General features: G+C 48.9%; 12 protein-coding genes. 11 read left to right on the top strand and 1 reads right to left on the bottom strand.

What is annotated here, in order from left to right; all coding sequences use genetic code 11:
- Positions 1 to 7: 7 nt before the first annotated feature.
- The 11 genes from F456_RS0100185 (at position 8) to pduL (ending at position 11,030) form a co-directional block, all read left to right on the top strand.
- A complete protein-coding gene (locus F456_RS0100185; RefSeq protein ID WP_018974971.1) occupies positions 8 to 775 on the top strand; it encodes a DUF3388 domain-containing protein in 768 nt (255 codons plus the stop codon).
- Positions 776 to 839: 64 nt separating this feature from the next.
- Entirely contained in the window at positions 840 to 2,000 is a 1,161-nt protein-coding gene (locus tag F456_RS21480; protein WP_018974970.1) for a helix-turn-helix domain-containing protein, read from the top strand.
- A gap of 28 nt (positions 2,001 to 2,028) precedes the next feature.
- Positions 2,029 to 2,520, top strand: a complete 492-nt coding sequence (locus F456_RS0100175; RefSeq protein WP_018974969.1) for a YajQ family cyclic di-GMP-binding protein — start codon at positions 2,029 to 2,031, stop codon at positions 2,518 to 2,520.
- A 240-nt stretch (positions 2,521 to 2,760) separates the two neighbouring features.
- Positions 2,761 to 3,348, top strand: coding sequence for a CDP-diacylglycerol--glycerol-3-phosphate 3-phosphatidyltransferase (pgsA, locus tag F456_RS0100170; protein WP_026293551.1), 588 nt, complete (start codon positions 2,761 to 2,763; stop codon positions 3,346 to 3,348).
- A 38-nt stretch (positions 3,349 to 3,386) separates the two neighbouring features.
- Entirely contained in the window at positions 3,387 to 4,652 is a 1,266-nt protein-coding gene (locus tag F456_RS0100165; RefSeq protein ID WP_018974967.1) for a competence/damage-inducible protein A, read from the top strand.
- Between the two features lie 273 nt (positions 4,653 to 4,925).
- A complete protein-coding gene (gene recA / locus F456_RS0100160; RefSeq protein ID WP_018974966.1) occupies positions 4,926 to 5,987 on the top strand; it encodes a recombinase RecA in 1,062 nt (353 codons plus the stop codon).
- Between the two features lie 159 nt (positions 5,988 to 6,146).
- A complete protein-coding gene (locus tag F456_RS0100155) occupies positions 6,147 to 6,947 on the top strand; it encodes a regulatory protein RecX (protein ID WP_018974965.1) in 801 nt (266 codons plus the stop codon).
- A 311-nt stretch (positions 6,948 to 7,258) separates the two neighbouring features.
- The gene (gene rny, locus F456_RS0100150; RefSeq protein WP_018974964.1) at positions 7,259 to 8,803 is read left to right on the top strand and encodes a ribonuclease Y; all 1,545 of its coding nucleotides are present in this window, start codon (positions 7,259 to 7,261) and stop codon (positions 8,801 to 8,803) included.
- Between the two features lie 134 nt (positions 8,804 to 8,937).
- Positions 8,938 to 9,735 carry a TIGR00282 family metallophosphoesterase gene (locus F456_RS0100145; RefSeq protein ID WP_018974963.1) on the top strand — a complete coding sequence of 266 codons (798 nt, stop codon included), beginning with the start codon at positions 8,938 to 8,940 and terminating at the stop codon, positions 9,733 to 9,735.
- Positions 9,736 to 9,923: 188 nt separating this feature from the next.
- Entirely contained in the window at positions 9,924 to 10,184 is a 261-nt protein-coding gene (locus F456_RS0100140) for a stage V sporulation protein S (protein ID WP_018974962.1), read from the top strand.
- 273 nt (positions 10,185 to 10,457) lie between these two features.
- Entirely contained in the window at positions 10,458 to 11,030 is a 573-nt protein-coding gene (gene pduL, locus F456_RS0100135) for a phosphate propanoyltransferase (RefSeq protein WP_018974961.1), read from the top strand.
- Between the two features lie 104 nt (positions 11,031 to 11,134).
- Here pduL and F456_RS21475 read toward each other — a convergent pair whose 3' ends face one another.
- Complete coding sequence (locus F456_RS21475) at positions 11,135 to 12,205, bottom strand: transglutaminase domain-containing protein (protein ID WP_018974960.1); 1,071 nt, start codon at positions 12,203 to 12,205, stop codon at positions 11,135 to 11,137.
- Positions 12,206 to 12,520: the final 315 nt, after the last annotated feature.

Below are 12,520 nucleotides of genomic sequence, written 5' to 3'. Positions count from 1 at the left end.
ATGGATCATGGAAACGAAACAATGGTATATGGAATATCGCATACATAAGAATCGACCGGGTCTGCTGGGAGATATCGCGTCGATTCTAGGCATGCTGGAAGTCAATATTATTACAATTAACGGTGTAGAAGGCCGTACCCGGGGAATGCTGTTGGAAACGACCGATGATGAAAAAATTCAATTGGTTGGTGCCATGCTCAAAAAAGTTGACAGCGTTACGGTAACGGCTCTGCGCCCTCCAAAGCTGGTCGATATTTTGGCTGTACGTCACGGGCGTTATATCGATAGGGATTCGGACGATCGCAAGACGTTTCGCTTTACGCGCGACGAGCTCGGACTGCTGGTTGACTTTTTGGGTGAGCTGTTCAAACGAGAGGGCAATCAGGTGATTGGGCTGCGCGGTATGCCACGGGTCGGCAAAACCGAATCGATTATTGCAGGCAGCGTCTGTGCCATGAAGCATTGGACGTTTGTTTCGTCGACACTGCTGCGCCAGACCGTTCGCAGTCAGATGTCGGAAGACGAATTAAATCCGAACAATGTCTTTATTATTGATGGCATTGTAAGCACGATTCGATCGAATGAAAAGCACTACCAACTGCTCAAAGAAATTATGGCGATGCCGTGTACGAAGGTTATTGAACATCCGGACATCTTTATGCGCGAGTCGGATTACGACTATGCTCAGTTCGACATGATTATTGAACTGCGCAGCACACCGGACGAAGAGATCGTTTACGACACGTTCGCCACGAGTTATACCGACGATATCTAGGAATCTGGGCCGCACCGGCACAAACGGAAGCGGCTTTTGAATACGACAAGGAGGGATCAACGGAATGTCCGATCTGGGGCAGCAGTTAAAAGAAGCCCGTTTGCAAAAAGGGCTGTCACTTGAAGATGTGCAGGAAATGACCAAGATCCGCAAACGTTATTTGGAAGCAATCGAGCAGGGAGACTTTAAAGTCCTGCCAGGAAGTTTTTATGTAAGAGCATTTATTAAAACTTATGCCGAGGCGGTAGGACTTGACCCCGAGGCGCTGCTGCAAAGTCATCCGAAAGACGTACCGGCGGTTGAATCGGAAAGCGTGATGGAACCTGTACTGACCAAACGTTCCTCCCGCACATCCGGAGCAGGATCGGCTGGCGGTGGACGTGGCGAAGGTAGTAAGGGATTGTCAACGGCATTAATGTGGACTTTTCCGATTCTGATTCTGCTGATTGTAGCGATTGTCTGGTTCAACAATCAGAATAAGCAAACTGCAGACAACGGAGCAGAAGAGACTCCGACTACTGCGCAGCAGCCGGCGGATAGTGGAACGGCTGCCAACGATGCGGAATCGACCGACACAACTGGCGGCGGTACACAAACTCCTGGTACAACTCCGCCAGCCGGAACGGAAGAAACAGCCGAAAACGAAGGTGCCGCAAACGAGAGCGAAACAGCGACACCTCCGACCGATACTGGAGCCGAATCGACGGACCCGGCTGGAACCGAATCTGCGGAAGGAACGCAAACCGAAGATCCTGCCACAGAGACAGAAACGGATACAGAAACGGATACAGAAACGGATACAGAAACGGATACAGAAACGGATACAGAAACGGATACAGAAACGGATACAGAAACGGAAAATGGTGAAGAAGCCTCTGGTGAAGAAGCTGGCACCGAAAATACAACAGGTTCGACAATCGTGACACCTGCCGGACAGCAGGGTAAAACTACCGTGTACAATGCTCAACCTGCACCAGGCGATACAGTCAAAGTTACGATCAATGCAAGCGGCTTGAGCTGGTTGGAAGTCTATCGTGGCAGCACAAGCGGAGAGCGGTTGTATTATCAGAATACGCAGGAAGGCGAATCATTGGCGTTCGATCTTGACTCGCAGGGTCTGTACATTAAGGCCGGCTATTCGCCATATACCGATATTCGGATTGACGGACAGCCGATCACCGATGGGAAGGTTACTTCCCGATTCCAGGTTAACCTGGTGAACTAAATCTTTTACCCGGAAAGGAAGAGGAATTGTGGCTTCGGAAAATTCGATGGATATCGTATCCAAAATGGATATGCAGGAATTGAAAAATGCGATCGATCAGGCAGAGCGTGAAATCGCGAGTCGGTTCGATTTTAAAGACAGCAAAACAAGTTTTGAATTGGACAAAGATTCGTTGACAATTATGTCGGACGACGAGTATAAGCTGGGCGCCGTTATCGATGTTCTGCAGTCGAAAATGATCAAACGCGGAGTACCATTCAAAAATTTGGAGTTCGGCAAGATCGAATCCGCTTCGTTGAACACTGTCCGCCAGAAGCTGGGACTCAAATCGGGCATTGAATCGGACAGCTCGAAGAAAATCAATACGCTGATCAGAGACTCCAAGCTGAAAGTGAAGAGTCAGATTCAAGGCGATCAAATTCGTGTTACGTCCAAAAGTCGAGATGATCTTCAAGCTGTGATGAAACTGCTGCGTGAAGCGGATCTGCCGATCGAATTACAGTTTACCAATTTCAAATAAGAGGTTCCGAATATAGATGCCCTTCGTTTCTTTTACGGAAACGAAGGGTATTTTTATGCGGTGGCTGTAAACGGGGAATAAGCGGGCAAGCGTTTTGACACTAAAACTTTCGGATATTATACTTGTAACGTCGTGGCTTCTAACTTTCGGCTTACATTAAAGATTTAAAAAGTTTGAAGGCACAGCAATGTTGAAATGAGAAAATCGGGTTTTTCCCGACTGGAAGGAATGGATGCACAAATGAATCTTCCCAATCGTATTACAGTGAGCCGGATTCTGTTGATTCCGATTATGATGATCTTTCTTCTGGCGGAACTGCCCTTTCTGCCGAAGCCGATCATCTGGTATGGAGTAGAGCTGGACTGGGGGCAGCTTATTGCCTGCATAATTTTTGTTGTTGCGGCGTGTACGGATGGAATCGACGGGTACATCGCGCGCAGCCGCAATCTTGTCACAAGTTTGGGCAAGCTGCTTGACCCTCTTGCAGACAAGCTCTTGGTGTCAGCTGCGTTCATCTCGCTTGTTCAAATGGACAAAATGGCTGCCTGGATGGCAATCGTTATTATCAGCCGAGAATTTGCCGTTACCGGACTTCGCCAAATTGCACTGCTCGAAGGAGCCGTGATGGCAGCCGGAGCAGGCGGTAAGATCAAAACCGTGCTGCAGATCGTTGCAATCGTCCTGCTGCTGCTCAATAACCTTCCGTTCGAGCTCTGGGGCATCCCAGCCGATACGATCTTCGTTTGGGCCGCTGTGATTGTCACCATCTATTCAGGTGTAGATTACTTTATACGTAACCGTCGATTACTGAAACTGTCGAACGCGTAAGCGAGACCCTATTCTTCAAAATTGGAGTGTGACGCATAATGAAAGCCGAAATCATCGCAGTAGGTACCGAACTCTTACTCGGCCAAATTGTAAATACCAATGCTCAGTATTTGTCTCAGGAATTGGCGGCTCTCGGTATCGACGTTTACTTCCAGACCGTAGTCGGAGACAACAAAGAACGTCTTAAGCAGGCGATTCGGCAGGCGCAGGAACGGGCGGATGTGCTTGTCTTCTCGGGAGGCATCGGACCGACTCAAGACGACTTAACGAAAGATGCTATTGCCGAACTTCTAGGTCGAGAGCTCAGAACGGATCGGCCGGCTATGGACAAGCTTACCGAATTTTTCGCAGACCGCGGCGTGGAAATGACAGAGAACAACAAACGTCAAGCGCTAGTTATCGACGGATGTGCCCCTCTCCCCAATGCTACGGGTCTTGCGGTAGGTTTGGCACTAAGTGACGGGGAGCATCATTATATCGTGCTGCCGGGGCCTCCGAGCGAATTGAAGCCGATGTTTGAAAACGAAGCGAAGCCGTGGCTTCTGCATCAAGTACTGACGGAAGAGATGCCTCTTTACTCCCGAATTCTGAAGTTTGCGGGTATCGGTGAATCAACTCTTGAAGACAAGCTGATCGACCTGATTGACGCTCAGACCGATCCTACTATTGCGCCTTATGCAAAAGAAGGGGAAGTCGCGATTCGCTTGTCAACGAAAGCCGCCAATATTCAGGAAGCGAACAACAAATTGACTGCGTTGGAAGTACAGATCCAAAGTCGTCTGCCTGAACACATGTATGCGAGCGAAGACGTACCGATCGAGGACACGATCGTTAAAATGATGGCCGATCTTGGCTTGACTGTAAGTGCTGCGGAGAGCTGCACAGGGGGAATGGTGATGGAGAGTTTGACCACTATTCCCGGCAGCGCATCGATGCTCAAAGGCGGTATCGTATGCTATTCCAACGAGATGAAAGAGAAAATGTTGAACGTGCCGCGTGATTATCTGGAAGGCGAGAATGCTCCGGGCGCCGTCAGCCGCGAAGTGGCCGAAGTATTGGCCGAACAAGTGCGTATGATTGCCGATACGGATTTTGGTTTGTCCGTTACAGGCGTTGCAGGCCCCGGCTATTCGGAGCGTAAGCCCGTAGGGCTTGTCTACATCGGTATTGCAGAACGCGGCGGGGCAACAGAAGTGTTCGAACTGCGCATCAAAGGCAACCGGGATACTGTTCGGAAACGTTCTACAAAGACCCTTTTGTACCGACTGTGGCGGCGATTGGTAGAAGCGGAAAAGCAGCATTAAACTGTGCTATTTGTTTGACCGCAACTGTACATTTTGATATAATAAGAGTACGGAAGAACCGCGGCGATACCTATGACTCGCTCGCGGTTTTTTTGTGGACATGAGGGGTTTTTTTAACAGATTTGACCGTAAAACGGGGGAAAGGCGTTAGGCAGCTGTTCGAAAAAAATACGAATGTATGTTCGAAAAAATGCTTGGCAAACCCGTTGAAAAGCGGTATGATAGATATACAGAAGAGATACAAAACCAATAATATAAAAGGGTGTGGATATATTGTCAGATCGTCGTGCTGCGCTGGATATGGCGCTTCGCCAAATAGAAAAACAATTCGGAAAAGGTTCCATCATGAAGCTCGGAGAATCGACACACATGAACGTCGAAGTCGTGCCTAGCGGCTCGATCGCATTGGACGTCGCTCTCGGCACAGGCGGTATGCCGCGAGGTCGTATTATCGAAATCTACGGACCGGAATCTTCTGGTAAAACGACAGTAGCTCTGCACGCAGTAGCCGAAGTACAAAAAGCTGGCGGACAAGCTGCATTCATCGACGCAGAGCACGCACTTGATCCTAAATATGCTCAGAAGCTCGGCGTTAACGTTGATGAGCTTCTGCTCTCCCAGCCAGATACGGGCGAACAAGGCCTGGAAATCGCTGAAGCCCTTGTACGCAGTGGCGCAGTCGATATCATCGTTGTCGACTCTGTAGCAGCTCTTGTTCCAAAAGCGGAAATTGAAGGCGAGATGGGCGACTCTCACGTCGGCTTGCAGGCTCGTCTGATGTCTCAAGCGCTCCGTAAGCTGTCCGGTGCGATCAGTAAGTCGAATACGATCGCGATCTTCATCAACCAACTTCGCGAAAAAATCGGCGTTATGTTCGGCAATCCGGAAACAACACCGGGTGGACGCGCTCTGAAGTTCTATTCTACTGTACGTCTTGACGTGCGTCGGATTGAATCTATCAAGATGGGTAACGACGTTGTCGGTAACCGTACGCGGATCAAAGTTGTCAAAAATAAGGTAGCTCCTCCGTTTAAACAAGCGGAAGTTGATATCATGTATGGAGAAGGCATCTCCAAAGAAGGAAGCTTGATCGACATGGGGACCGATTTGGACATCGTCGAAAAGAGCGGCGCTTGGTATTCGTATTCGGGAGAGCGTCTCGGTCAAGGCCGTGAAAACGCGAAGCAGTACCTGAAAGAGCACAAAGACATCGCGTTTGCGATTGAATCGAAGATCCGTGAGGCCAGCAACCTGGTAACGGCGGTTGAACCTCCTTCAGAGGCACAAAAGAAAGCCGAAGAACGGGAAGAGCAGGAACTGCTGGAACTTGAATAAGAATGGCTCACAGGCCGTTTAAATAAGTGAAAGAGCTTCGGCCCGTATGCGGCCGGAGCTCTTTCTTTTATGAGCGTGATGAAGCCCACGGTGTGGTGGGCAGAAGAACTGGACGATGCTTGAGGACGGATGAATACTTTATATGAAAAGAGGGATGATATGAGCTTCGGAAGAAAACCGTATGGGAAGTCGCAAGGCGGCAGACGCAGCGGAAGTCAGGATGGGGAAGACGGAGAACAGAAGCGCAGTCGTTCGCGTGAAGAGCAGCTTCACCATCTTTTTGAATTCCCGGAAGAAGAACCGCAGGAGGTTACACTTGTTGAACTGCTGCAGCGTCCTCGTCATTCCTACCGCATTTATTTCGGTCCCCATTATGTAACGGTACATGAATCCACTATGATTCGGTATGGGATGACCAAAGGCAGCTTCTTTAATAAAGATATGGTTCATGAAATTGTCCGTGATAACGAACGACAGATCGCTTATGCACAAGCCATTAATTATTTGAGCTTCAAACCTCGTACCTCCGGAGAGATCGAACAAAAGCTGCTTGAGAAGGAGATTGATCCCGAAGCCGCAGCAGATACGGTTCGTCGTCTGGAGGAAGAGAAACTGGTCGACGATGCCGCGTATGCGCAGGAATGGGCGTACCAGAGGGTGACCGGCCGCAAGAAAGGAAAAGTTTTGGTGAAACAGGAGCTGCGCCGCAAAGGGATCGATCAGGAGCTGATTGACGATGCGTTGGATGCTTTGGATGATGACGACGAGATGCAAAGTGCAGAAGAACTGGCTGCCAAGAAGTGGAGAACGACCAAGGGAGATACGTGGGATCGCAAGCGCAAGACTGCAGCTTTTATTATGCGCCGCGGCTTTTCCAGCGACATTGCACGCAAAGCGGTGGATCGTGTTTTGAGTCATGAAGGAGAAGACTCGGAAGACCTGGGAACGGAATTTGATTGAAGATAAAAGAATGCTCAAGCAAATTTGGCAATAGCTTGACAATAACTTTTGACCAAGACTACAATAAATGAGGAACGTCGGTGGGTAGAAAGCCTTTTTCCTTCCAAAATCGCGCTTTTACATCCCCATGTTCTGCCTAATTGACTCTCCCCCGCTTGTAAAAGTCGGGCTCGGCAGTCGGTGTTTGTTACGCCGCCTTGCCTTATGGGAACGGTCTTGATCGATCCTTGAATGGACGAATGAGGGTATGAAAAACCAATGGCTTCATCCCGAGGAATACCTTGGAGGAAACAACGAGGAGGTGAGCAGAAATGTTAGATTTCTGGGTCGCGATTCTCGTTGCAGTCGCATCATTATTCTTTGGGTTCGTGATCGGATATTTTATTCGCAAATCTCTTGCTGAAGCTAAGATTTCCAGTGCGGAACAAGCTGCGGAACAAATCGTACAAAATGCGAAAAAAGACGCGGAAGCGCTGAAAAAAGAAACGGTTCTGGAAGCGAAGGACGAAGTCCACCGGATCAGAACTGAGGCTGAAAAAGACATTCGTGAACGTCGGAATGAAAATCAACGACTAGAGAGACGATTGTTGCAGAAAGAAGAGTCGCTGGATAAAAAATTGGAATCGCTCGAACGTAAAGAAGAACAAGTGACGAGCAAAGAGAAACGCATTGAAGAGACCAAACAGCAGATTGAAAAGACACTTGCTCAGCAGTTGGAAGAGTTGGAACGCATTTCTAACTTGACCACCGAAGACGCAAGAAGCATCATTTTAAGTAGTGTGGAGCAGGAGACGCGCCACGAAGCTGCACAGATGATGAAAGACATCGAAATGCAGGCTAAGGAAGAAGCGGACCGCAAAGCGAGAGAGATCATTTCGCTCTCGATTCAACGCTGCGCCGCCGACCATGTGGCTGAAACAACGGTGTCCGTTGTCGCTCTGCCGAACGAAGAAATGAAGGGCCGAATAATCGGCCGCGAAGGACGGAATATTCGTGCGCTGGAGACGCTGACGGGGATTGATCTGATCATCGATGACACGCCGGAAGCCGTTATCTTGTCAGGCTTCGATCCGATTCGCCGCGAGATTGCCCGTACTGCGCTCGAGAAGCTCGTTGCAGATGGACGTATTCACCCGGCTCGAATCGAGGAAATGGTGGAGAAATCGCGCAAGGAAGTGGACGAGCGTATTCGCGAATACGGCGAACAGGCGACGTTCGAAGTCGGATCTCACGGACTGCATCCGGATCTGATTAAGATTCTGGGCCGTCTGCGCTTCCGTACAAGCTACGGACAGAACGTACTCAAGCATTCGATGGAAGTGGCTTATTTGGCCGGTCTGATGGCCGGAGAATTGGGTCAGGACGTTACGCTTGCAAGAAGAGCGGGGCTGCTGCATGACATCGGCAAAGCGCTTGATCACGAAGTGGAAGGTTCGCACGTCGAAATCGGCGTCGAATTGGCCAAAAAGTACAAGGAGCATCCGGTTGTTATCAACAGTATTGCTTCTCACCATGGAGATACCGAAGCGACTTCGATTATTGCCATGCTGGTCGGAGCGGCAGATGCTTTGTCCGCGGCAAGACCGGGAGCACGGCGCGAGACGCTGGAGACCTACATTCGCAGACTCGAAAAGCTGGAAGAGATTTCCGAGTCCTTCGAAGGAGTCGAAAAGTCTTTCGCGATCCAAGCGGGACGCGAAGTTCGAGTTATGGTGCAGCCTGATCGAATTGGCGACACCGAAAGCTTTAAATTGGCACGAGATATTACCAAGAAGATCGAAAATGAGCTCGATTATCCGGGGCACATCAAAGTCACCGTTATCCGTGAAACACGGGCGGTCGAATACGCGAAGTAAACCGGGACGCCTTGGGCAAATCGGCTGAATAGCGTAAATCGTATGGAATGCCAAGACAGTAGAGAAACGGCTGCTTTTCCTTCACGGGACGGAGCAGCCGTTTCTTCTTGCTTGTTACAGAAAGGGAGAACAAAATGAAATTGATTTTTATCGGCGATATTGTTGGAAGTCCGGGACGCCGCGCCATCAAAGAAAAACTTTCATACTTAAAATCCAAATATAATCCTCATATCATTATTGCCAATGCTGAAAATTCGGCTTCAGGACGAGGAATTACCCATGCGATTGCCAGACAATTGTTCGAACAGGGGATACACGGGATTACAATGGGCAACCACACTTGGGATAACAAAGAAATATTCGATTTTATTGACGATGAGCCGCGTATGATTCGTCCTGCCAACTTCCCGCCGGGTACGCCGGGCCGCGGTTACACTGTAATTAAAGCGAATGGCAAAGAGTTGGCAATCGTTAATCTGCAGGGACGAACATTCTTGCCAGCAATCGATTGTCCGTTCCGTGCAGCGGATGAGATTGTGGATGAGCTGCGTCAGAATCACAAGTGCATTCTTGTCGATTTCCATGCTGAAGCAACTTCGGAGAAGATTGCTATGGGCTGGCATCTGGACGGACGGGCATCGCTGGTCGTTGGAACACATACGCATGTACAGAGTAACGACGATCGAATTTTGCCAGGCGGAACAGCTTATTTGACTGACGCCGGCATGGTCGGACCGCGCGATGGAATTCTCGGCATGCAGCAGGAAGGCGTTTTGTATCGTTTTAAAACTCAGCTGCCTTCCCGTTTTAATGTGGACGAAGAGGGGAAATGGCATTTTCATGGCGTTTATGTAGACATTGATGAAGAGACGGGACATGCGCGGAAGATTGAAAAGATCCGTCTGATGGAAGACGAATGGCGGATGGAGTAAACGGACGCAAACTTTTGATACAGCCGTAATATTTTGCTATGGCCTCTTAAAAAAGAAGGATTTTACGGAAGTACAGCGAATAGAATAATCGTTCAAACAGCAAATTCTTTGAAAGACTGATCCGCTGCTCGCCATCACTATACACCGTACTACTGTCTATCACTTCTTCCCAGAGGAGGTACCTGCTCATGGATGTATTAAAAGTTTCTGCCAAGTCCAATCCTAATTCCGTTGCCGGCGCGCTTGCAGGCGTACTGCGCGAGCAAGGAGCCGCCGAGCTTCAAGCGATTGGTGCGGGAGCGCTCAACCAAGCGGTTAAAGCAGTAGCCATCGCCCGGGGATTTGTGGCGCCGGGAGGGGTCGATCTGATATGTATTCCGGCCTTTACCGACGTCGTCATCGATGGAGAGGAACGAACAGCAATCAAATTGATTGTGGAGCCGAGATAGTTTTTGCAGCATGCACGCGGGTTATAGCGAAGGGGGTATCTTTCTGCCGAACGGTGGAGAGTATCTCCTTTTTGCAGTGTCTGTTTTTTGATGATCAGTTTTCGATTAACGACTTCTCCCTCACTGACCAACAATCGTATGACTGTTCGGGTATCGTGCTTTTTCTTTTCCCGTGTAAGGTGTATAATGGAGGATGCGCGGGTATTTTATAGAGAATGCCTGATTATCGATCGGCGCAGAAAAGATAGAGAAAAGAAGAGGAGTGACTCGCAAATGAGTAAAATCGTACCTGTTGGCGTGTCCGCACGTCACATCCATCTCACTCAAGAACATGTGGAAACATTGTTCGGACAAGGATACCAACTGACTGAAATGAAGCCTCTGTCGCAGCCTGGACAATTCGCAGCCAATGAAACGGTTGAAGTTGTCGGCTCCAAAGGCACTTTCCCAAAAGTTCGTATTCTGGGCCCGGCTCGTCCTGCAACCCAACTGGAAATTTCGCAGACAGACTCGTTCGCATTGGGCGTAAAAGCTCCGGTTCGCGAATCCGGTAATATTGATGGAACTCCAGGAATTACGCTTAAGGGACCGGCTGGCGAAGTGACGATTGAGGAAGGCGTTATTGTAGCCGCTCGTCATATTCACTTCCACACATCCGATGCCGAAAAGTGGAACATCCAGGACAAGCAGCTGCTGAAAGTTCGTTTCGGCGGCGACCGCGGCGTTGTATTCGAAAATGTTGTAGCACGCGTTTCTGATTCGTTCGCACTCGATATGCATATCGATACCGACGAAGCGAATGCGGTACTGGCAAAAACAGGCGATACAGCTGAAATCATCGATTAAGATCCGTACGGATTTTATCTGCATAATGAAAAAGGAACCGCCCAAGGGCGGTTCCTTTTTTCTTATTACAGCTTTTCTTGTTACAGCGCTGAAGCAGCTCATATTCAATAAGTGAATGTGAATACCAAAGTTGCAGTCCCGTTGTCGGCAGTTCGGTAAGCGTAACGAACTTGCTTCACTACCGTATTGGAGCAGGCTTTCATAATTCGATCCAATTGAGTTTTCGGCGAAAAAGAACCGAAATCGTGAATCAAGGTCAGACTCTCTCTTTGTTTTTCAATAGCGCCGATTACTTTTTGCTGCAGCGAAGCGGTCGTGGAAGTGATTTCTCCGCCGATAGCGGCCAGCATATTACGGTGCTTGGCGCTGCTTTTCGCTTTCTGTGCCAGCTGTGCCCGGTAATCGGAAACGGCAGCCGGAACAGTTTTTTTCGTCCATGTATGATCACGGCTCAGCAGTTCATCGTTGACGAGATAGTAGGCGTACGAAACTTCATTTTTACGGTCCGGAGTCGGGTCGTCCCAAGTCAAGTCAAGATTATACCAGCGGCCGTCTACTTTGACCTTATTCCATGCATGACTTTGTCCGCCGGCTCTTCCTTCGACAATTCGTGTATCGATTCCTGCGAGCGTCAGCATCCGGTAACCAAGAAGCGTATAACCTTGACATACGGTTGTACCTTTGGTCAGACCTTGATAAGCCGAATAGCGGGTCATGGATTCATCGTAAGCGAAGCGTTTGACAATGTAGTCGTGAATGACCTTTACTTTTTCCTCTTGACTCATACCGGGCTTAATAATTTTCTTAAGTGCGGCTTTAGCTTGGGCAGTTACGTATTCCATCTGCTGTTTATTTTCCAAATAAACGGCAGTAAAGCGAACCGAAGCCTGGGAACCTGTAAGAGTGGCCCGTGTATCAATCCGGTCAATTGTATAGCGCGAGTAAGGCTCGGCTTTAGCTGCGGCACTGGCTAGAAGAGCATTTACCCGCGAAAATTGGACTTTAGTCATCTTTAACGTAAATGTCGGCTTCTTTTGTTCAATAGCGGTCGTGATGGATGCAATTACCGACGCGTCGGATGAAGCGGCGACTACAACTTGCGGAGCGATCGGCAGTACGGCGGAAAATCCGATAAGTACTGCAGACAGGTATAAAGCGATACGATTCTTCTTCAACTGGTGTTTCCCCCTGCAAAGTGTATGCGAGCCAGCAAGCGACTCGTGTATGCCTAAGTATAACGTAAAATGACTGCGAGAAGGAAAACAAATGGAATGAAAGAAGGCAGTGTGATATAATTTTCTATCGTACAAGGAATGTCTATACAGCTGCAGCAGAGAAAAAAGATATAAAGTATGAAACGGGTATCGAGAAGGTTGGAAATGAAGACGAGCCTCAAGATCATTTCGATTTAATAGGATGTATGAGGCGCGGAAAGTTTAGTAGAACTGATGATTTATACGGGATGATGCGACAATGATGGGATTTAAGAT

This window comes from Saccharibacillus kuerlensis DSM 22868 (genome assembly GCF_000378145.1).
GTDB classification, from domain to species: domain Bacteria; phylum Bacillota; class Bacilli; order Paenibacillales; family Paenibacillaceae; genus Saccharibacillus; species Saccharibacillus kuerlensis.
This window is presented reverse-complemented; position numbering and strand designations above follow the sequence as displayed.